19 protein-coding genes are annotated in these 22,351 nt (G+C 36.5%); 10 read left to right on the top strand and 9 right to left on the bottom strand.

Annotation, left to right across the window (positions count from 1 at the left end; translation table 11 throughout):
* The first annotated feature begins 82 nt into the window (after window positions 1–82).
* On the top strand, window positions 83–1,786 hold the full coding sequence (locus B9T35_RS15480) for a M61 family metallopeptidase (RefSeq protein ID WP_086191997.1): 1,704 nt from the start codon (window positions 83–85) through the stop codon (window positions 1,784–1,786).
* A gap of 76 nt (window positions 1,787–1,862) precedes the next feature.
* Here B9T35_RS15480 and uraH read toward each other — a convergent pair whose 3' ends face one another.
* Both uraH and B9T35_RS15470 read right to left on the bottom strand, forming a co-directional pair.
* Window positions 1,863–2,261 carry a hydroxyisourate hydrolase gene (uraH, locus tag B9T35_RS15475; protein WP_086191996.1) on the bottom strand — a complete coding sequence of 133 codons (399 nt, stop codon included), beginning with the start codon at window positions 2,259–2,261 and terminating at the stop codon, window positions 1,863–1,865.
* A gap of 15 nt (window positions 2,262–2,276) precedes the next feature.
* Window positions 2,277–2,759 carry a GlcG/HbpS family heme-binding protein gene (locus B9T35_RS15470; protein ID WP_086191995.1) on the bottom strand — a complete coding sequence of 161 codons (483 nt, stop codon included), beginning with the start codon at window positions 2,757–2,759 and terminating at the stop codon, window positions 2,277–2,279.
* Window positions 2,760–2,879: 120 nt separating this feature from the next.
* Here B9T35_RS15470 and B9T35_RS15465 point away from each other — a divergent pair, with 120 nt between their 5' ends.
* Complete coding sequence (locus B9T35_RS15465; protein ID WP_086191994.1) at window positions 2,880–3,551, top strand: heavy metal response regulator transcription factor; 672 nt, start codon at window positions 2,880–2,882, stop codon at window positions 3,549–3,551.
* Window positions 3,548–4,921, top strand: coding sequence for a heavy metal sensor histidine kinase (locus B9T35_RS15460; protein WP_086191993.1), 1,374 nt, complete (start codon window positions 3,548–3,550; stop codon window positions 4,919–4,921). The genes B9T35_RS15465 and B9T35_RS15460 overlap by 4 nt, the downstream gene beginning before the upstream one ends.
* Before the next feature lie 3 nt (window positions 4,922–4,924).
* Here the strand turns inward: B9T35_RS15460 and B9T35_RS15455 are convergent, their stop codons facing one another.
* Entirely contained in the window at window positions 4,925–5,713 is a 789-nt protein-coding gene (locus B9T35_RS15455; protein ID WP_086191992.1) for a pseudouridine synthase, read from the bottom strand.
* A 201-nt stretch (window positions 5,714–5,914) separates the two neighbouring features.
* Between B9T35_RS15455 and icd the strand changes: the two genes are divergently transcribed.
* On the top strand, window positions 5,915–7,168 hold the full coding sequence (icd, locus tag B9T35_RS15450; protein ID WP_086191991.1) for an NADP-dependent isocitrate dehydrogenase: 1,254 nt from the start codon (window positions 5,915–5,917) through the stop codon (window positions 7,166–7,168).
* 403 nt (window positions 7,169–7,571) lie between these two features.
* Window positions 7,572–9,806 carry an NADP-dependent isocitrate dehydrogenase gene (locus B9T35_RS15445; RefSeq protein WP_086191990.1) on the top strand — a complete coding sequence of 745 codons (2,235 nt, stop codon included), beginning with the start codon at window positions 7,572–7,574 and terminating at the stop codon, window positions 9,804–9,806.
* 99 nt (window positions 9,807–9,905) lie between these two features.
* On the opposite strand, the gene B9T35_RS15440 is transcribed toward B9T35_RS15445, so the two are convergent.
* On the bottom strand, window positions 9,906–11,075 hold the full coding sequence (locus B9T35_RS15440) for a YbfB/YjiJ family MFS transporter (protein WP_086191989.1): 1,170 nt from the start codon (window positions 11,073–11,075) through the stop codon (window positions 9,906–9,908).
* Between the two features lie 155 nt (window positions 11,076–11,230).
* Entirely contained in the window at window positions 11,231–11,812 is a 582-nt protein-coding gene (locus B9T35_RS15435; protein WP_086192032.1) for a flavin reductase family protein, read from the bottom strand.
* A 233-nt stretch (window positions 11,813–12,045) separates the two neighbouring features.
* On the opposite strand from B9T35_RS15435, the gene B9T35_RS15430 reads away from it, so the two are divergent.
* Both B9T35_RS15430 and B9T35_RS15425 read left to right on the top strand, forming a co-directional pair.
* Window positions 12,046–13,437: an L-cystine transporter gene (locus B9T35_RS15430; protein ID WP_086191988.1), complete on the top strand. Its 1,392-nt coding sequence runs from the start codon at window positions 12,046–12,048 to the stop codon at window positions 13,435–13,437.
* Between the two features lie 175 nt (window positions 13,438–13,612).
* Window positions 13,613–14,434, top strand: coding sequence for a PhzF family phenazine biosynthesis protein (locus B9T35_RS15425; protein WP_086191987.1), 822 nt, complete (start codon window positions 13,613–13,615; stop codon window positions 14,432–14,434).
* A gap of 292 nt (window positions 14,435–14,726) precedes the next feature.
* On the opposite strand, the gene B9T35_RS15420 is transcribed toward B9T35_RS15425, so the two are convergent.
* Window positions 14,727–15,497: an AraC family transcriptional regulator gene (locus B9T35_RS15420; RefSeq protein ID WP_086192031.1), complete on the bottom strand. Its 771-nt coding sequence runs from the start codon at window positions 15,495–15,497 to the stop codon at window positions 14,727–14,729.
* 92 nt (window positions 15,498–15,589) lie between these two features.
* Between B9T35_RS15420 and B9T35_RS15415 the strand changes: the two genes are divergently transcribed.
* Entirely contained in the window at window positions 15,590–16,411 is an 822-nt protein-coding gene (locus tag B9T35_RS15415) for a sulfite exporter TauE/SafE family protein (protein WP_086191986.1), read from the top strand.
* Window positions 16,412–16,583: 172 nt separating this feature from the next.
* Window positions 16,584–19,349: a M16 family metallopeptidase gene (locus B9T35_RS15410; RefSeq protein ID WP_086191985.1), complete on the top strand. Its 2,766-nt coding sequence runs from the start codon at window positions 16,584–16,586 to the stop codon at window positions 19,347–19,349.
* A gap of 182 nt (window positions 19,350–19,531) precedes the next feature.
* On the opposite strand, the gene B9T35_RS15405 is transcribed toward B9T35_RS15410, so the two are convergent.
* From B9T35_RS15405 to B9T35_RS15395, 3 genes are all read right to left on the bottom strand, one after another.
* On the bottom strand, window positions 19,532–20,596 hold the full coding sequence (locus tag B9T35_RS15405) for an amidohydrolase family protein (RefSeq protein ID WP_086191984.1): 1,065 nt from the start codon (window positions 20,594–20,596) through the stop codon (window positions 19,532–19,534).
* Window positions 20,597–20,735: 139 nt separating this feature from the next.
* Window positions 20,736–21,134 carry a DUF3144 domain-containing protein gene (locus B9T35_RS15400; protein WP_086191983.1) on the bottom strand — a complete coding sequence of 133 codons (399 nt, stop codon included), beginning with the start codon at window positions 21,132–21,134 and terminating at the stop codon, window positions 20,736–20,738.
* A gap of 54 nt (window positions 21,135–21,188) precedes the next feature.
* A complete protein-coding gene (locus B9T35_RS15395; RefSeq protein WP_086191982.1) occupies window positions 21,189–21,563 on the bottom strand; it encodes a DUF3144 domain-containing protein in 375 nt (124 codons plus the stop codon).
* Window positions 21,564–21,659: 96 nt separating this feature from the next.
* On the opposite strand from B9T35_RS15395, the gene B9T35_RS15390 reads away from it, so the two are divergent.
* Window positions 21,660–22,292: a hypothetical protein gene (locus tag B9T35_RS15390; protein ID WP_086191981.1), complete on the top strand. Its 633-nt coding sequence runs from the start codon at window positions 21,660–21,662 to the stop codon at window positions 22,290–22,292.
* The last annotated feature ends 59 nt before the right edge of the window (window positions 22,293–22,351 follow it).

Raw genomic sequence — 22,351 nt, 5'->3', positions numbered from 1 at the left:
ATGCGACTAACTCAGCATGACTTTGTAAAAAAATGCTAATCTAATTGGTAATTTATCTCTCTAACTTTTTTGAATACGAATTATGTTGCATTATCAGATTGAATTCGACGATTACCGTCAACATCTTGTTCATGTCACTTTACGTTTTGTCGCGAATCCAACACAAGTCTTATGGCTACCAACTTGGATTCCAGGCAGCTATTTGTTACGTGAATTTTCTAAGCATATCGAAGCAGTTAAAGCATATGATGAAGCAGGGCGTTTGCTACAAATTAGCAAATTTGAAAAAAATAAATGGCGATTATTTAATACTGATCATGAGTTGATTACGGTTGAATACGATGTTTATGCCTATGATTTGTCTGTGCGTGGCGCTTATGTGGATCAAACACGTTTATATGTGAATCCTGCATGTGCTTGCTTGGCACTTGAAGGGCAAGAAGAAGCACCTGTAGAAGTTGAAGTTTTTCTGCCAAATGAGTTGAAACACTTTCAATTGGCGACGGGCTTAGAAAATAAGAGTCTGGTGAAAGGTCGCCATACTTTAAAAGCGAAAAACTATGCGCAACTGATTGACAGTCCTTTTGAATTGGCAGATCAAACACGCTTTAGTTTTGAAGCCAATGGCATCCCGCATGAATTTGTTGTTTCAGGTAAACATACAATGAATGCTGAACGCATGAAGCAAGATATTGAAAAAATCTGTGCGACAGAAATTTCAATGTTTGGTTCGGCACCATTTAAAAACTATACCTTTATGACCATGGCGACGGGCAATAGTTATGGAGGTTTAGAGCATCCGAACAGTACCAGTTTAATTACACCACGTGATGACTTACCTAAAGCGAATGAACCAACTGAACCATCTGTAGATTATCAACGATTCTTAGGCTTATGTAGCCATGAATATTTTCATTCATGGTTGGTGAAATTTATTCGCCCAGAAAATTTTGTAAATTATGATTTAGATAAAGAAAGCTATACATCTTTATTATGGATCTTTGAAGGTTTCACTTCTTATTATGATGATTTGATTTTACTTCGTAGTAATGTGATTTCTCAGGATTCATATTTGAAATTACTTAAATCTCAAATTGATCGTTATTTGCAAAATCCAGGTCGTGAAATTCAAACCGTTGCTGAATCCAGTTTTGATGCATGGGTGAAATTTTACCGTCAAGATGAAAATTCAAATAATGCAGGTACAAGCTATTACAACAAAGGGAGCTTAGTTGCACTTTGTTTAGATTTAGGCTTAAGACTTAAAGGTTCAAGTTTGGATGCCTTAATGCGCCGTTTATATGAAAATGCGCAAAATGGTATGCAAGTTAGTGAGCGGACGATTTTTGATTTATGCAAAGAACTGACTGGCGATGATTGGCTGGAACAAATTAATCATTTGATTAACACCACAGATGAATTGCCTTTAGATCAATTATTCCCAGAGTTCGGTTTAAGCTATACATTGAAAAATGAAAAAGCTTTGCCATTTGGTTTAAAAGTTGTAGATAAACCTGAAGGTGTACTTGTTCAACACACACGTCGAGATAGCGTTGCAGTGAAAGCTGGCTTATCTGCAAATGATACAGTTGTTGCTATTGATGGTGTGAAAGCATCTGAAAAATTATTGAATGAATATGCGAAACAGCAGGGTGCTTTTACGGTTCATGCTTTCCGCCGCGATGAGTTGATGCAATTTGAAGTTCAGGGTGGTCAAAGTGATTTAACCACTATTGAATTGAAAGTTGAAGATCAAGCTAAAGTTGAGAAGTGGTTGAAAGCTTAATTTTGATGGTTAATAAAAAACCGATGTTGATACATCGGTTTTTTTATTATTTTGATTAAAGCTTAAAATTGGAATATTAATTCCCACGATACGTTGAATAACCATATGGGCTAAGCAAAAGTGGAATATGGTAATGTTCAACTGATCCATCAACTTCAAAAATAACAGGGACTTCTGGGAAAAATGATTTTTGTTGATGTGCTTTAAACCAATCACCTGTTTTAAAGGTTACTTTATAAGTGCCTTTTTCAAGCTTCATATTTTCAGGATATAAAGCAGTGACACGACCTTGCTCATTCGTTTCAGATTGAGAAAGTTGAGTCCATTTTCCATTTTTCTGTTCTTCTAATGTGACTTTAACATGTGGTGATGGCAGTCCATCTTGTAAATTAAGTACATGCACGCTGATTGGATTCTGTGCAAAAGATACTGTTGCTAAAGTGCTGAATAATGTGCCAATTAAAAGATTTTTCATGTGGGATTCCTTTGATTAAAATTGTTTTAACGTGTTTTCAATACCAGTTTTTGCACATTGATGATCTTGTTCAGATCCACCAGAACCTGCGACACCAACGGCACCTAAAATTTGATTTTTATAAATAACGGGAACACCACCACCCAGTAGTAATAACTCTGGTAGTGTGTTGAGATTTTGCGCATCAGGGTTTTTCTGTGCATTACGCATAAAATCAAGGGTGCTTGTTTTACTCGAATAGGCTGTGAAAGCTTTACGTTGTGCAGCGATTAAATTATGAATACCAACTGTTTCATGACGCTGACTAGCCATCACATTGCCACCTTGATCAAGAACAACGACTGCAGCAGCCTTTGTTTGACTCTGACAAGCTTTCATCACATTGCTGGCAAGTGAGTTGGCAAACTCTAAATTCATCACATATTCTGTTTTTAATTCAGCATGTCCGATTTGACTCAGTAAACAGGCGCTGGTAAATAGCGTGGCGATTTTTATCATTGCTTCAAACTTCAGCTGTATGGATTACAGCTAGATTAAGCAATAATGCTCAACCAAGTGATGACAATCAGATTACGGTTTTGTAATCTTGCAGCATCTAAATAAGCGTTAAAATAGCCTATGAATATTTTAATCGTTGAAGATGAATCCAAAATTGCTCAGTTTTTAGCAAAGGGATTAAATGAATCTGGATATCAAAGTGAGATTGCAAGTGATGGCATTGAGGCATTGTCACAACTACAAAATCAAAATTTTGATTTGGTGATTCTTGATGTGATGTTACCTAAGCTGAATGGCTGGCAAGTTTTAGAAACCTTAAGAACCTTTTCAAAAATCCCTGTCTTAATGCTTACTGCAAAAGATCATGTTTTAGATCGAGTGAAAGGTTTAGAGTTGGGTGCAGATGACTATTTGGTCAAACCATTTTCTTATATTGAATTACTTGCACGTATTAAAAGTTTATTAAGGCGAGTACCTAAGCCTGATGTGGAATCTTATCAAATTGCAAACTTGCGCTTAAATCGTTTGAGCCACGAGGTTTTTCGGGATCATCAAAAAATTGATTTAACCGCTAAAGAATTTATTTTATTGCAACTATTGATGCAACATCAAGGTGAGGTATTAACACGGACTCAAATTGCTTCATTGGTCTGGAATATTAATTTTGAAACAGATACCAATGTTGTTGATGTCGCAATTCGCCGTTTACGTGCCAAAGTAGATGATCATTTTAATCCTAAATTGATTCAGACCATTCGAGGTATGGGATATAAATTGGATATAGAAGAATGAAGCTCATTCATAATATGAGTTTGGGTACGCGAATTAGTTTGGCATTTAGCCTGATTTCTTGTATGGTTTTTTTGAGTATTGCTTTATTGTCATATCAAAATATGCAACAGATCTTGTATCAACAACAAGATCAAGCTTTACAAGCTCGAATACAACGGATTGAACTCTTTTTAGAAGATAAGGCGACTTTCCAAATCTTGGTTAAACATCCTAAACTGTATGAAAATATGTTGGGAGAAGAAGATAGCTTACTTGTCTTAAAGAATAAGACGCAGACTTTTATTGATATTAACCCTTTAGATATTCAGTTACCTACAATCAATGATTCAAATAAAATAGAATTTTTGAATGATCAAAAAGAACATCAAAAAATGCGGTTGGCATATCAAACGATATATTTTGACGGTCAACAATATCAATTGATTGCGGGTAAGCAACTCAATGAAGCATACAGTATTCTAAAAAACTATATGTGGAAGTTATTTTTTAATAGCTTACTCGGTATTTTAATATCAAGTATTTTGGGATGGTGGATTGGACATTATTTTTTACGTTCGATGAAAAAACTCACTTTAGAAACTCGTCAAATTAATACTCAACAGCTTTCGCATAGAATTCAGACGCCGTTAAATGGTTGGGAAGTTATTCAATTAAGCCAAGCAATGAATGAAATGTTAGATAAGATTCAGACGAATTATGAACAACTTGCACAGTTTTCTGAAGATATAGCGCATGAGCTTCGAACACCTTTAAATAATCTTATTGGGCAAACTCAAATCGCTTTATCCCAATCGAGACAAAAAGAAGATTTAGAAAATTTGCTCTATTCGCATTTAGAGGAATACGAGCGTTTGACTCAGATGATTGAGAATATGTTATTTATTGCTCGTTCAGAACAAAAAGAATATCTATTGGAAAAGAGTGATTTAGATTTAAAAGTATTATTCTCAGAGTTATTTGATTATTTTTCCTTTCTTGCAGAAGAAAAGGGTATGGTTTTTAAAATATCAATTCCTGATGATTTAATTATTCATGCCAATGTTGATCTATTAAAAAGAGCATTGTCTAATTTAATTATTAATGCAATTGATTATGGTCAGGAGAATGGCTTGATTGGTATTCAAGTGCATCAACAAAATTCAAAAATTGAAATATCTGTATTGAGCTATGGCATTTTTGTCGGAGAACAACATTTAAAATTTTTATTTGATCGTTTTTATCAAGTTGCAGAGAGTAGACATGAAAAAGCCCAAACGGGTGGTTTGGGCTTAGCCATCGTGCAATCGATTATGAATTTACATCAAGGCGAAACTCAGGTTGAAAACTCTGCGCAAGGCATTGTATTTCATTTGAGTTTTCCACAAAACTAAATTTTAACGACCATTACGTCCACGACCACGTGGTGCTTTGGTATTTGGTCGTGTTGTACCATTGGTACGACGTTGCGGTTTTTCACTTTCGTCCATCTGCCAAATTCGTTTGGTGCCTGTTTTTTTAGGCGTACCATCCTTTTTCTTTTGATTCATCGGTTTCCCACCCGTACCGCCTGGTTTTTTCACATAAGAACGTGAACGATAAGGCTCTTCAGCAGGAACATCTTTAAAATCTGGATACAATAAAGGCTCAATTGTTTTTTGATCACCAGGTTGTAGACCCAGTTGAACTAAATCAATTGCACCAATTTTAGTACGAATTAAACGTAATGTTGGAAAACCGACAAAAGAAGTCATACGACGTACTTGGCGATTACGACCTTCACAAATTTGAATTTCAACCCAAGATGTCGGTACAGATGCGCGGAAACGAACAGGTGGATTACGTTCCCATAACCATTCAGGTTCATCGACTTTACTTGCTTGGGCAGGTAAAGTGAGACCATCGTTAAGTTCTACACCTTTGCGTAACTTCTCTAAGGCTTCTTCAGTAATATCACCTTCTACTTGCACTAAATAAGTTTTAAACTTTTTATTGGCAGGATTGGTAATAAACTGATTTAAACCACCGTGATCGGTTAAAAATATTAAACCTTCTGAGTCCATATCCAAACGACCTGCAATTCTGAGCGTACGGTCTTGGATAAAGTGCGACACAGTTAAGTGTTTTTCATCTTCACGAAACTGGGAGAGAACGTCATAGGGTTTGTTCAGGATGACGATTTTCATAAAAAATGGCTTCTTCAATCAATATAAATGCAAAAACAACGTGTCTTATTTTATTGAGAAATGTTGTTATTTCCCATATAAATCTCAAAAACACTGAATCTCGATTAAAGTATTATGCGTTAAGACGCGTTGAAAGTATTGCCTAATGGCAATTATTTTTTAAATTCGCAAGCTAGAATAACAATAGGGAGCAGTTGAACAATGGGTTATAAGAAGATCATCGTACCTGTGGATGGTACCAAAATTACAGTTAATGCTGACTTGTCACTGAATGTACCCAATCATCCTATTATTCCTTTCATTGAAGGTGATGGCATTGGTATTGATATTACACCTGTCATGAAAGTTGTTGTCGATGCTGCGATTCAAAAAGCCTATAGCGGTAAACGTTCAATTGAGTGGATGGAAGTCTATTGTGGCGAAAAAGCAGATAAAATTTATGGCACGTATATGCCAGAGGAAACATTCGAAGCACTTCGTGAATATGTTGTATCGATTAAAGGCCCATTAACAACCCCAGTAGGTGGTGGTATTCGCTCTTTAAACGTTGCTTTACGCCAAGAATTAGACCTTTATGTCTGCGTGCGTCCAGTACGTTGGTTTGAAGGTGTTCCTTCACCAGTGCATCATCCTGAATTGACGGATATGGTTATCTTCCGTGAAAACTCTGAAGATATTTATGCAGGAATTGAGTGGAAAGCGGATTCTCCAGAAGCGAAAAAAGTCATTAAATTTCTAAAAGAAGAAATGGGTGTAACGAAGATCCGTTTCGAAGAAAATTGTGGTATTGGGATTAAACCTGTATCGAAAGAAGGTACACAACGTTTAGTGCGTAAAGCAATTCAATTTGCGATTGATAATGATAAACCTTCCGTGACTTTAGTTCATAAAGGTAACATCATGAAATATACCGAAGGTGCATTTAAAGAGTGGGGCTATGAGCTTGCTCTGGATCGTTTCGGTGGTGAACTGATTGATGGTGGTCCGTGGGTTAAAATTAAAAACCCTAAAACAGGTAAAGATATCGTTATTAAAGATGTGATTGCAGATGCATTCTTACAACAAATTTTGATGCGTCCTGCGGAATATTCAGTCATTGCAACGCTAAATTTGAACGGTGACTATATTTCTGATGCGCTTGCGGCAGAAGTTGGTGGTATTGGTATTGCACCGGGGGCAAATATTGGTGGTGCAATTGCTGTTTATGAAGCAACGCACGGAACTGCACCTAAATATGCAGGTCAAGATAAAGTAAACCCAGGCTCAATCATCCTTTCTGCGGAAATGATGCTTCGTGATATGGGGTGGACTGAGGCTGCTGACTTGATTATTAAGGGGGTATCAGGTGCGATTGAAGCGAAGACAGTGACTTATGACTTTGAGCGTTTAATGCCGGGTGCAACGCTTTTACGTTGTTCTGAGTTTGGCACAGCGATTATTAAACATATGGATTAGTTGTCATTTGTTCAATTGAAAACCCGCACGAGTTGCGGGTTTTGTTATTTAGTATTTAATGGCTTAAAATGGTAGTTACCACCCTAAAAGCTATTTTATTTATAAAATAATTACGTTGATTTTTTATAGAATAAGCAATGTGATGAAATGTAGTTCGAAAATCATTAAATGCTGTTGCTCTATAAAAATGAGTGTAATCTTTTCTTCAAAAGGCAGTTTTTAATAGAATATCAATATTTGCTATGCATCATTTTCTGACGAAATGTCGTTATCACAGATCTTACGTTGACTGAAATGCAAGGAGAGTCGATACTCTCAATGTTTTATACAAGCAAATCGGTTCGCAGGGGTTGAGTCATAATCTCATCTCCTAAACAACTCAATTCAACGCAAGGGGCTATATATGGCTGGTGGAAAGTCAACAATCATTTACACACTGACCGATGAGGCGCCATTGTTGGCGACTTACTCGCTACTGCCGATCATTGAGACCTTTACTAAGCCTGCTGGCGTCGAGATCATCAAAACTGATATTTCTGTAGCATCACGTGTGCTTGCAGAATTTACGGATTACTTAAGCGACGAACAAAAAGTTCCCGACACACTCGCAGAGCTAGGTCGTCTTACGCAAGATCCAGATACCAACATTATCAAACTCCCAAATATCAGTGCTTCTGTTGGCCAGCTAACTGCATGTATTAAGGAACTTCAGTCGAAAGGCTATGCGATTCCTGATTATCCAGAAAATCCGGCAACTGAAGAAGAAAAGGTGATAAAAGCACGCTATAGCAAATGTCTAGGTTCGGCTGTGAATCCAGTGTTACGTGAAGGTAACTCTGATCGTCGTGCACCTGCTGCAGTGAAGAATTATGTTAAAAAACACCCGCATTCAATGAGCGAGTGGAAACAGTGGTCACAGACTCATGTGTCACATATGGAAGAAGGTGACTTCTACCATGGCGAAAAATCAATGACACTTGATCGTGCTCGTAACGTGAAAATGGAATTGATCACTAAAAATGGTGAAACAATCGTTCTTAAGCCAAAAGTGGCATTAAAGGATGGTGAAATCATCGATTCAATGTTCATGAGTAAGCAAGCACTGTGTGACTTCTACGAAAAAGAACTTGAAGATTGCCGTGAAGCGGGCATTTTGTTCTCTTTACACGTAAAAGCGACCATGATGAAAGTTTCACATCCGATCGTATTCGGTCACTGTGTGAAAATTTACTACAAAGACGCATTTGAAAAGCATGGTAAATTATTCGATGAGTTAGGCATTAACGTAAATAACGGTATGTCTGGTCTTTACGAAAAAATCGCAACTTTGCCGACGTCTCTTCGTGAAGAAATTATCGAAGATCTTCACGCATGCCAAGAACACCGTCCTGCACTTGCAATGGTCGATTCTGCGAAAGGTATTACTAATTTCCATTCACCAAATGACGTGATTGTAGATGCTTCAATGCCTGCAATGATTCGTGGTGGCGGTAAAATGTGGGGCGCTGATGGCAAACCGTACGATTGTAAAGCTGTAATGCCTGAATCTACATTTGCACGTATTTACCAAGAAATGATTAATTTCTGTAAATGGAATGGTAATTTTGATCCAAAAACCATGGGTACTGTGCCTAACGTTGGTTTGATGGCTCAAAAAGCTGAAGAATACGGTTCACACGACAAAACATTTGAAGTACCAGCAGCAGGTGTTGCAAACATCACTGATATTGAAACTGGTGAAGTGTTAATGTCACAAAACGTTGAGGAAGGCGATATCTGGCGTATGTGTCAGGTGAAAGATGCGCCAATTCGTGACTGGGTAAAACTTGCAGTAACACGTGCACGTAACTCAGGTATGCCTGCAATCTTCTGGCTTGACCCGTACCGTCCGCATGAAAATGAATTAATCAAGAAAGTTGAAAAATACTTGAAAGATCATGATACGACTGGTCTTGATATTCAAATCATGTCACAAGTACGTGCAATGCGTTACACACTTGAACGTGTAGCGCGTGGTCTTGATACGATTTCTGTAACGGGTAACATCCTGCGTGACTATTTAACTGATTTGTTCCCAATTATGGAATTGGGTACTTCAGCGAAAATGTTGTCGATCGTGCCTTTAATGGCAGGTGGTGGTATGTACGAAACTGGTGCGGGTGGTTCGGCTCCGAAACACGTTCAGCAGTTAGTCGAAGAAAATCACTTACGTTGGGATTCACTAGGTGAGTTCATGGCGCTTGCTGTTTCTTTAGAAGAAATGGGCATTAAAGAAAACAATGCACGTGCGAAATTGTTGGCGAAAACTTTAGATCAAGCGACTGGTAAGTTGTTAGATAACGACAAGTCTCCATCACGTCGTACAGGTGAGCTTGATAACCGTGGTAGTCATTTCTATTTAGCGAAGTATTGGGCTGAGGAACTTGCTGCTCAGGATGAAGATGCTGAGTTGAAAATGAAGTTTGCTTCGCTTGCGAAGACATTAGCTGAAAATGAACAGAAAATTATCGCTGAACTTGCAGCCGTACAAGGTAAGCCAGTTGATATTGGTGGTTATTACGCTGTTGATCAAGCTAAAGTAAATGCTGTTATGCGTCCGAGTGCTACACTCAACGCAGCGCTCACAGCAGAAGCTTAATACAAAACTGATTAAGTCAGGTTTAGTATGATTAAAGGTCGGTGTATATGCACCGACCTTTTTTTGTTTGTAATTTTTAAAGATAAAAATTTACTAACATTAATTCACACTTTTTTTTGCAAAAGAAATATACAAAAAAAACTGTAACGCTCCCAAGAACAACATAAAAGCAGCCAATAAAAATTGTTGATGATAACTCACACCAAAATGTTGTAAGGTGCTAAAACTTAAACCACCAATCAGCTGAGTGATTGCAAAACAAAGCGTTGCAATACTCCATAGCTTTTTATAAGAAACAGTATAGAGTTGTAAAATTGTATAGGATGTGAGGAAAACCACAGCAGGGTTCAACATGCCTGTAAAAAAAGATGAGACGAATGTAAAAAGCGGACTTATTTCTAACACTGCAATTAAAATAGCCACGACATATAAGCTGTATAAAATTTTAAGTGCGGTGAAATTACCGAATTTTCTTGCCAATAAATAAGCAGTGAATGCACCTAAAGCACTGCCTAGACCATACAAAATCCAATTTAAGTTGATGAAAAATAAATTCAAATGTAGCGTATTGCTTAAATAATCAATCCAAAATAAAGAGTGCGGCACATAAGCAAAAGCACTACATGCATAAACAATGAGTACACTTACAAATAGTCCAGTGATTGGAGCGTGTTTAATATTATTTCCAGATAGATCTATGAGTTGTTTTTTAAATTGTTTGAGCAAGATGCTTAGTATCAGGCTGATGCAGAGAGCAAAGCCAAATAATATCATCCATGCTGTTTGTACCGAAATTAGATCTAAATAGGGCATAAACAGCGTTGCGACTAATACACCGATGCCTATACCACTGAAGCCAATAAAGTTAATGGTTAAGCGGTCTTTTAACTCACAACACTGAGCGACAACACTCGGTGATAAAATCATGAGTAAGCCCCCACTGATGCCTGAAAGTACACGCCAAAAGACATACCAAGATTCACTAAAGCTTGCAAATGCACAACTGAGTAAGCTGATACTTCCTATAAATGCAGCCATTTGAATAAAGATCGTTATCTTTTTATTTTGGGGAAGACGCATTGCCCAGAATGCACCGATTAAATAACCCAATAAATTGGCACTACTTAAAATACTTGCAAAATTTGCAGACCAAGCAAAGGCTTCACGTGTCGATGGAAGCAAAGCCGTATAGGAAAATCGTAAAATCCCAATGCCTAAGCACATGCTAAGACAAAGAAAAAGGCTGAGTTTAACTTTATTGGAGAACATCCTATTCACTTTTATAAGGTATTAAATTCATGGTGCTGAACTCTTTTTGACCAAATGACATTAAAGTGAAAAAATCTAGAATGCAATCAATAATCACTATTTATTTGTGGAATATTCAAATAAAAAATGCAATATAGAATTGGAGAGATTGGGTATTATTCTAAAAGATTGGCATCGACTACATCACCAATGGTGTAGTAATGACCACCTGCAACATGATGCAAACTTTTCCATTCAGACCCAACTTCATGGTAATACCAATGTCCATCTCTAAATACACGATCGTCAGCAAAAGCTGCAACAACTTTGCCTATAAATAAATCATGTACTTGTTGATTGTGTGGTTCAGGAATCAGTTCGCAAATTAGCCAAGCTGCACAACCTTCAACAACAGGTAAGTCATAACCATTAAACTGAAAAAGTGGCGCATGACAATGTGCTAATTTATCAGGATCATCAAATTGGCTAATTGAACCCAGTTGTTGAACCAGTTTTAATTGTTTGAGTGTTGGAACTTGCAATACAAAGTAACCTGATTGCTCAATCAATTGTCGAGTTTTAGTACTTTTATCTAGAACGACAGAAACTTTAGCAGGAACAAGTTCTAAAGCACATGCCCATGCTGCTGACATGACATTGATTTCTTGCTCATATTTTGCAGAAACTAAAACAGTCAGTCCATGATTTAATAAACGATAAGCTTTTGCTAACTCAACCGTTTGAATATGCGCATTCATTTTATTCATGTAATAAGCATCTCTTTAATAAACATTCATTTGATATATACGGTAATGCTTTAGCACTTTTTAGAAAAAGTTTAGCTGATTTATGGATTAAGCCGATATCATTTTGTTTTTTATATAGATAAAAGATGTCGAAAAATAAGCAACAATATCTACAAAAATGATAAAGACTGTCTCGCTGATCGCTATTGTCTTATAATTTATATAACAAAATTTTTGGAAAGCCAATGAACTACCCATTAATCCTGAATATCACGATATTCATTGCCTTAATCATATTGCTGATGCAAACCCGTAAGACTGATTGGAGTCTATCGAAAAAAGTATTTGCAGGCTTGTGTATGGGTGTGGTTTTTGGATTGGGTCTACATTTGGTTTATGGTTCAACTGCAACCGTTTTAGATGAATCTATTCAATGGTTTAATCTTGTTGGAAATGGCTATGTGAAACTTTTACAAATGGTGGTGATGCCATTGGTTTTGGTTTCAATTTTAGGTGCGGTCATTAAACTGCATAATGCCTCATCTTTAGGAAAGATTAGTTTTTTTACCATTGGAACGTTACTGATCACGACGGCTATAGCAGCTTTAGTGGGGGTATTTGTTACGAATTTATTTGGTTTAAGTGCTGCTGGTTTGGTACAAGGCACACAGGAAACTGCACGCTTAGATGCGATTCATACCGATTATATTGGTAAGGTGACTGATTTAAGCGTTCCCGATTTATTCTTATCATTTTTACCAAGCAATCCATTCATGGAGCTTACAGGGGCACATCCAACGTCGATTATTAGTGTAGTGATCTTTGCCACATTGTTGGGTATTGCAGGAATCAACTTAATTAAAGATGATGCTGAAAAAGGGCAAAGAATTGTTGTTGCAATTGAGACTTTACAAGCATGGGTAATGAAGCTAGTTCGTTTGGTAATGACATTAACACCGTATGGAGTTTTTGCCTTAATTACTAAAGTAGTCGCAAGTTCAAAAGCTGCTGATATTATCAATTTAGGTGGTTTTTTGGTGGCGTCCTATTTGGGCTTAGCCATCATGTTTGCTGTACATGCAATTGTATTGATTTTAACGGGTGTCAGTCCCATTCGGTTCTTTAAAAAAGTATTACCCGTTTTAACCTTTGCATTTACCAGTCGTTCAAGTGCTGCCAGTATCCCTTTGAGTATTGAAGCCCAAACACGCCGTTTAGGTATTCCAGAATCTATTGCAAGTTTTGCAGCATCTTTTGGTACGACGATTGGTCAGAATGGTTGTGCAGGCTTATATCCTGCAATGCTCGCTGTGATGGTCGCGCCTACAGTAGGAATTAATCCTTTAGATCCTGTATGGATTATCACTCTAGTGTGTGTTGTGACACTGAGTTCAATTGGGGTGGCAGGTGTTGGTGGTGGGGCAACTTTTGCAGCTTTAATTGTGTTGCCAATTATGGGTTTACCCGTAACATTAGTGGCTTTATTGATTTCTATTGAGCCACTTATTGATATGGGGCGTACTGCTTTAAATGTTGATGGTTCAATGGCAGCAGGAATGGTCACCAGTCAATTGATGGGGCAGACAGATCAAACGATTATGCAATCAGACGAACATGAAGAGTTAAAGCATAGCTGAAACTAAACAATTAAATATACGATTGGCTTTATAGATGCACTCATTTTGAGTGCATTATTTTATTCAGTTGGTTTCTTGTCAAAAAAAACTTCTGTAACCATTTTAATAATTTTAGTGTATCTGTACCTAAAATTTTAATACGGTAAAATAGATTTAAAATTAAGGAACATTCATCATGAAAATGTATCAAGTTGATGCTTTTAGCAAAGCATTATTTAAAGGAAATCCTGCGGCTGTTTTAGTTGTAGATGAGTGGTTAGATGAAGCCTTAATGCAAAATATTGCACTTGAAAACCAATTATCAGAAACTGCTTTTGTTAAGCCAATAGATGCTGAAAATTATGAAATTCGTTGGTTTACGCCCACTACAGAAGTTGATTTTTGTGGACATGCTACTTTGGCGAGTAGCTTTGTTTTATTTAAAGATTTTACTCAATTAAAAAAGATTCAATTTCATGTTAAAAATTTAGGCATTTTTGTTGTAAGCCAAGAAGAAGATGGAAAGATTGTGATGAATTTCCCCATCCGTCGTGCTGTCAAAGTAGATGAATATCCTGAACTTCTCAATCAAGCATTTACGAAGCCGTTTAAGAATGTTTATTTGAATGCTCAAGCGTATATTATTGAATATGAAACTGTACAAGATGTCTTAGATGAGCAGCCAAATTTAGCCTTATTAAAGCAACTTGGAAAAATACGCACTGCGATTACTTCAGATGCGCATACTTTAGATGTTGCGATTACATCAAATTCAGAAAATTATGATTGTATTTCTCGTTATTTTGCACCTGCGAATGGGATAGATGAAGATCCTGTTACGGGTTCGATCCATACAGGAATTGCACCTCTTTGGGCAGAAAAGTTAGCAAAAAATAATATCCTCGCTTACCAAGCTTCAAAACGAGGTGGTGAGCTTTATTGTCAAATATTAGAGAATGAGCGTATTGAAATTTCAGGATATGCAAAGTTGTATATGCAAGCTGAAATTGAGATTTAATCTGCAATATCGTTTTTAATTTTAATAGATCAGTACATCAGCTATAGGCTAAACTTTCTAAGCTTTCAGTATAAAGTGCTTCATTGCATATGGAGCATATAAATATTTTGTCGTGGAAATAGGTTTTATTTTAACTATTCAAATAAAACCGATTTGACACATCAGACAGTATATTTTGAGTCGGCCTAAGCAATGGACAATGCTTGGTCTGCATGAAGCAGCACTTTAGCCTTTAAATTTTAATTTTGTTGATCTCATCCAAAAAGCACATTCAAAAAATGGAGAACACTTTTTAAGATAGGGTCTTATTTTGAAAATACCGAGATGGACTCACACCTAAAATACGATGAAATAGGGTGCTAAAAGCAGCAGGGTTTTTAAAACCATAATCATAAGCAATATGTTGAATAGATTGACCTTGCATGATTTTTTCTAGACTGAGTAACACACATACCTGTTGCCGCCATTTAGAAAAAGAAAGCCCTACTTCGTTTTTAAATAGGCGACTAAAATGCCGTTCGCTTAGATTCAATTGCTTTGCGATTTCTTCAGGTGATAAATGAATATTGGGTGCGCGTATAAAGTTTTGGCAGAGTGCTAAAAGTCTTTTATTTTCAGGCAAAGGCAGGTGTAGTTGAATCGCATCTGCGATTTTCAATTCACATAAAATCAAATCAAAAATCAGCTCATCATGTTTTGAAAAGGGTGCAGTCAAATGGGGAGCTTTGAGTAGCAATTGACGTAGCAAGGGAGAGATAGATAAGACTTCGCATTGGCTAGACTCACGTGGCAGTGTATCCGACAAAATGTAAAGACTACAGGTGTTTACAGAAAACATCGTCAATTTATGCAGAATATTCGGTGGAATCCAAACGGCACGTTCTGGGGGAATAATCCAGTTACCATGTGGTGTTTCAATATGAATAACACCTGTAGCACCGTAGAGTAATTGCGCACGTTCATGGCTATGTATGTCTAAAACATAATATTTTTCATATCGTGTCGAGATAGCAATTATTTTTTGCTCAAGATGTTCGACGCTATGGATAGAAACTTGCTGCATATCTGTCTGATTTGAGTAGTTGAAAGCGGAATCTAACAAATTTAACTCAATTTTTTAACATTAAACTGTATTTATTTAAAGGATAAATACGTGTGGAACTTTATTTAGTTTTAATTTGTGCGGGTATCTTAAGTGGTGTACTAACCATTTTATTTGGTTTTGCTGGTGGCTTTGTCGTTGTACCTTTGGTTTATAGTGTGATTCGTTATCATGCTGTGGTTGATACTTTGGCCTATCAATATGCTTTCAAAAGTGCAATCGCGACTTCATTATTATTGATGATCATGAATGCGGGTTTGGCGACATATCAACAGCATAAAAATGGCAAAATACGAACGAAATATCTTATTCCACTGGTCTATTGGATTGCATTTGGAGCTGTTATCGGAACAGCTTTATCATTTTTCATCAGTGCTGAAATTTTAAAATGGATTTTTGTGATATATCTGCTCATTACAATCTTAGATTGCATGAAACGGCAAGTAAAAACTTCAGCGCGACCGATGCAAAAAAAGATTCGATTATTGTATAAAACAGAGCAAAGTTATGGCGGTTTTTTGATTGGGGCAATTGCTGCAGCATTGGGTGTTGGGGGAAGTGTGATGACAGTGCCCTTATTTCGACGTTGTGGTTTAGATATGCGAGCGGCAGTTGCTTTGGCGAATCCTTTAAGTGTTCCAGTTGCTGTTGCTGGATGTGCAACTTATATCGTGGGCTATTGGGTCAATCCGATTCATCTCGGTTCAGGTTTCATTGCTTATTTTTATTATCCTGCTTTAATTTGCTTGGTTTTAGGTGGTTTTCTAGGCATGAAAATGGGTTTGAAATTTGTTGGAAAACTATCTAATCAATTACATGAAAGAGGATACATTTTTTTATTGTGTTTGGTCTTTATCAGTATTGTTCTGAATTAAATATTTTACCGAAATATTTGGGTCAATTTTTTTAATCTTGATTGTTTTTGTACAAAAGTCGTTGAAATAAACGGCTATTTTTTCAAAACTCTACTATTTAATTATTTCATTATTTTTTAAGATAACTGGCTTATAACGTTTTAAAAATTTCTTATAAAATTCTGGACATACTATGCTCATGCGGTTGAAAAAACTTAGCCTTTCTCTTTGTTTAATCGGTATTAGTGCTTCAACTTTGGCACAAACCATTTTAGTGAAATCTGAACATAATATTGAAGAATATAAGTTAGATAATGGTTTTCGAGTGTTACTTGCTCCAAATGATAAAGAGAGCAAAGTTTTTGTAAATACAGTCTATTTGACGGGTTCATTGAATGATCCACAAGGTAAAGGTGGACTTGCGCATTTACTGGAACATTTGGCATTTAAGGGTACACAGAATGTTAAAGGGGAAGAGTTCCAACGCCGTTTGGATCAATACACTTTAATGACCAATGCGAGTACAGATTATTACTCGACCAAATATACCAATATCGTAAGACCTGAAAAGACCGCATTAGATCAAGTGATTTATCTTGAAGCTGAACGTATGGATAAATTGGTTTTACAGGAAAAATTTGTTCCTTCAGAAATCAATATTGTCATGCGTGAACGTGAAGTTCGTATGGATCAACCTTTTGCTGTATTGATGGATCAAATGTGGAAATCTGCCTATGGCAATCAATATTTAGGTCGTTTACCGATTGGTGATTTGGTCGAATTAAAATCTATTAAAATGGATGAATTGAATAAATTTTATCGCGCTTGGTATGCACCTAATAATGCAGTCATGGTAATTTCGGGGAAATTTGATAAAGCAGAAGTCTTAAAACAAATTGATCAAAATTTCAGTTCAATTCCTGCGCGTCCTGTTCCTACGCAAGCTCAAGTTCCGTTGTTAGATTCTGCAAATATTAAAAATAGAAACTTCATGGTGCAAAAGGGAAGTGATTTGGCTAAATTTCATATTTATATGAATGGTAAAAATGATAAAATTCAGCCTGCATTGGCTCTATCCCCTTATTTATATACGTTACAACCCAGTGGTCATCTATATTCAAATATGGTGGAAACAGGCATTGCAACCAATGTGCAATCAACCACATGGTTAGATAAAGATTTTAATTTGGTCTTTATGGGAGCAATTTATGCACCTTCAAATGATCCAAATAAAATTGAAAGTTCACTCATTTCAGGTGTTGAAAAAAATAAAGACTTTGATGATTCTGAATTAAAACGAGTTAAAAATTTGGTTAAAAATAGCCAAGATACAATGTTCAGTAATGCTGCTGCGGTTGGCTCAATGTTGAGTGACTATGTCGTATCGTCAAATGGTAATTGGTCGCAATATTTTACAGATCAAAAAGCCATTCAAGATTTATCTTTAGCTGAAACCAATCAAACGCTGAAAAACTTTTTAATACCTGAGCATCGAATTGTCGGAGATATTCAACCGACACCTGAAGACCAGAAAAAAGCGTTAGAGCAAAAACAGACAAAAGAAAAACCAAAGACTTTAGATCAGCAAGCTGAAAAAGCCGAACCGTTAAAAGATGCGAGTGTGTATAAAGCAGAAGTTGCTCAATATGTTGAAAAATCCAAGCAATATTTAGATGCAACAGAAAAGAAAATTCAGCGTGGAACGTTAAAAAATGGGATGCAATATGCTTTATTCCCAACAACAACACGTGATGATAAAACTTATGCCACCATCAATGTAAATTTTGGTACGGCAGAATCTTTATTTAACAAAAGTGAAATCATCGATTTTACGGCTTATCTATTGCTCAGAGCTTCTGATAAATACAGTTTGCAAAATATTGCAGATAAATCGATTGAAGCGGGTGGTATCGCAACGGCTGATGCGGCAGATAATGGTATGACCATTCAGATTGTCGCGAAAAAAGAAAATTTTGAAGACTTCTTTAAATATATTGTAGAAGTAATGAAAAATCCTAAATTTGAACAATCACAATTTGATTTGATTAAATTACAAAGCCTTTCAAGTTTAGATCGTCCTTATACCGAACCCGAAACCGTATCTTCACTGACTATTGCACGTTTGATTGAAACTTATCAACCAGGTGATTTACGCTATCATTTCGAACCTGAATTATCAAAAAAACAAATTCAAGCAGCGACTGTAGATCAAGTCAAAGATTTATATAAAAACTTCTTTGCCATGGATCATGCGCAAATTGCCATCACAGGACAATACGAGCCTAAAAATATTTTGAAATTATTAAATACTGAATTTGCTTCATGGAAAGCCAAGCAACCGTATCAACGAATAGCCTCTGAACATCATGAGTATCAAGCAAAAAAAGTACATGCCTTAGCAGAACAACGTGAGTTTGGTAGTTACCAAGGCTTATTAACTTTACCTGTTGGTATGGATAATGCTGATGCAGCAGCATTAATTGTGTTTAGTTATATTTTGGGTGATTCGCAATTGTCTTCACGTTTAGGGCAAGAATTACGTGAAAAAAATGCATTGGTTTATGGTTTTGGCAGTAATTTAAATCTTGATTCATTTAATGATGTTGGCGCATTGATGATTGAAGCCAATTACACCGCAGGAAAATCTGATCAAGTTTCGCAAATTGTGCATAAGGTGCTAAGTGAATTAATTAGTAAGGGTGTTACTGAGCAAGAGCTTGAAGCAGCAAAAGCCAATATTTTGAAAAAACGAGTAACTTCACTTGAAGACGAACGTATGATTCATCGAATGCTGAATAGTCAACTTGAGCGTAATAAAAAAATGGACAGTCGTGCAGTACGTGATCAAGAGTTTGCCAAATTAACCATAGCTGATGTGAATGCTGTGATTAAAAAATACATCAAACCTGAGCAATTGGTTGAAGTGATGGCAGATCAATATGGTCAAGCTCAAAAGTAATTCAGAATGATTGTTGCAAGTTTTATTCATTTGAATGAATAAAACTTTGTGCAAAAGCCACACACATTGTGTGGCTTTTGTTTTATAAAAATAGAAGAGTCTCGTCCTTTAAGAATGAAGCTAAATTCGGAGTCTTAAAAAGGTTTAAAACTGATACAAGACTCCTGCTTTTATTTTAATATTTATAAACGATAAAACTGTTTTGCATTGTGGTGAAAGACACGTTTTAATGCGTCATCATCATATTCGTTCACAATATCACTAAAAGCATCAATAATATTGACGAGAGATGTGCTGACACTGTCCATAGGAAAGTTAGAAGCAAACATGACGCGATAGGTTCCAAAACTATCCAAAGCGTGGGTAATCAGTGGTGCAACTAAATCTATAATTTCCTGCTTTGAAGCTTGTTGTTTTTTCTGATGGAATTGATGCCCAAGTATAGGCATGAATAAGCCAGACATTTTCGTGTATACATTGGGACATGTTGCAAGCTCAGCAATGTAGTCCTGCCATTGATAGAAAATATTCTCTCTCGCTGTTTGAGTTAGTCCTGTATTTTGTCCTACTTTGCCAAATAAACCCGCAGGCGTACCCAAATGGTCTAAGACAATAGAGGTTTCAGGAAATTGCTTCGCCAATTGAATGACATCTGGAATTTGCGTTGAATAAACCCATGCATCAAAACTTAAATGATGCAAAGCCAGTTGTTCAAAGCCTTTGAGAAATTTTTTATTGCTATATAAATGGGGTTCATCAGCCCATGCATGAATCCCTTTATCTTCATGTACTGCCGCCATGCGACGAATACCACGTAACTTTTTAGACGCTTTTTGATGTAACTTTAAAATCTTTTTAAAGTTACTATTCGTTGGATCTGCAGTTGCAACGATACCACCAAGTTGCACCGTTTCATTATTAAAGGGTAATGATTCAATAAATTCAGTTTCGCCAATTACACCTTTACCTTTATGACCTGCCCAACTTGCTTCTATATGAACCACTTGTTCGACCGCATAATGACCGATATCTTTTTTATAATCACTCGGTAGATAAGGAGCGGTGATATGCGTAGTGAGTCCAACGGTATCAATAAGGTCTTTGGATTTAACCAGACGGACCATTTTATCTAGAAGATAAGGATGTTTACCTAGAAGTTTGACTGCGAGTGCAGCGGCATGTGGCGTGTGATAGGGATCCCACTGGTGAATGTGTGGGTCAATCAGCGCAAATCCTAAATTTTGCATTATTCTTCCATTTTATTTTCTGCATGTCTTATATTTAACATACTGTAATTGGGTTTTATTTTTAATAGTGCTTTGGTAAAAAAGTATTTCTGTTGGATATAAAAAAAGCCCCGAAGGGCTTGATTAAATCATGTCTGATTTAGTGGTTATGATCATGTCCATCGTGCTTATGTGCATGGAAATCTTCATTTTTACGGAAACGTAAATAGTTTTCAAACTGTTCGCAATATTCATCATAGTTATCTTCAAGCATCATTTGAAATTGCTGAAGAATATATGAAGTGACTTGTTGCTTAGATTCGCGCATTTCATTGCCATCTTTAAATGTATTGGCAGCAACCCAAGTATTAAAGCGAGCAGTACCAAATAGCATTGCTGCACTCACTTGACCACGTAATTCAGCAGGATCAGATTTTTGCCCTTTCGGTGGACGGCAAAATTCGTTTGCTTGTTTGATAAATTCGTCAGCACGCTCAAAAAAAACAGCATTTAAAGCTTCTTCTTCGGTGACATCGGTAGCATCGATTTTCTGAGACATGACTTTTTCCACAAATATTACTTCAATTGATTGCTATTATAGGCAAAGCGTCGCTTAAACGAAACGCTTTACTTCATTATCAGGCTTGATGTCATCTTCATCTGACTGAGGGAAGTAGGTTTCAAAATTTTCGTGATATTCTTCAAGATTATCTTCAAGCATCAATTTAAATTGTTCTAAATAATAATCATGGATGACTTGTTTATCCTTCTTGAAGTCTTCCGCAGATTTATAAGAACACGCAGACAACCAAACACTATAACGGGCATTGGCATACATAAATGATGCGCTGACTTGACCTGGAACAACGGGTGTTAAAGGTGAATCTAAATTTTCTGAATCTGCAAATTCGTTGGCTAAATGGATGAACTCATCCGCGCGTTCGTAGAATTGCTCATCTGATACTAACTCATCATTATCCTGAGACATGCGTTTATCCTTTCATTAGCTTGTTTAACAAATAGAACTATAGCATACTCCAAAATAGCCTAAGCATATCTATATTAAATATTTCAGGGATTGACCATGCAAGATGCAATTGCAGTACAAAGTTTAAAAAGTGATATTGCTTTACTTCGTCAAAATATTTGGCCACCTGTAGAACTTGCAAATGTAGAAGGGCTTCCTATTTATTATGGTTCTAAACAACAAGTTGCTGAATATTATAAGCAATGGACGGGTTTAATCGAAAGAGCACAAGATTTATTTCAACCGTTTATGGAAGATGAGGCTTTAGATGAAATTCATTTACCCAGTCATTTAAACTTGCCGTTATTTTTCTTTCATGTCGATCGTATTCGTATTAATAAAACACGAGCGAAGGAATCTAAAACCTTTCGAGGAATTGCGAGCTTAGTGGACAAATGCGGGCAATTTGAACCTGAGCAGATTACAGCGATGGCGCACTGGTTAAATAGTGATGATACAGCTGCATTGGTGGCACATCGTGAGTTTATTGATTTAAGAACCTATGTGTTTCAGCATGGCGATAGTGAATATACGCGGACTCGATTTTATGTGAATGGTATTGTACTTAGCACTGAAGCTGATTTTGAATTAGTAGATGCTCGAGAGAAACCACGCAAGCAACGCAATGATAGTTATAGTGATCCATTGGCAGAGAATGAAACGTGGAAAGTTTTTGGGAAAAACCGTTAAGTTTTCTAGCGGTATATAACAGTGAATCTTTATTTGAGAAAAAGATTCACTGTTTGGAT

Origin of the sequence: Acinetobacter sp. ANC 3832, from assembly GCF_002135415.1 — a bacterium.
Lineage (GTDB): Bacteria > Pseudomonadota > Gammaproteobacteria > Pseudomonadales > Moraxellaceae > Acinetobacter.
The sequence above is the reverse complement of the archived record's forward strand: the minus strand, read 5'-3'. Positions and strand labels throughout refer to the sequence as shown.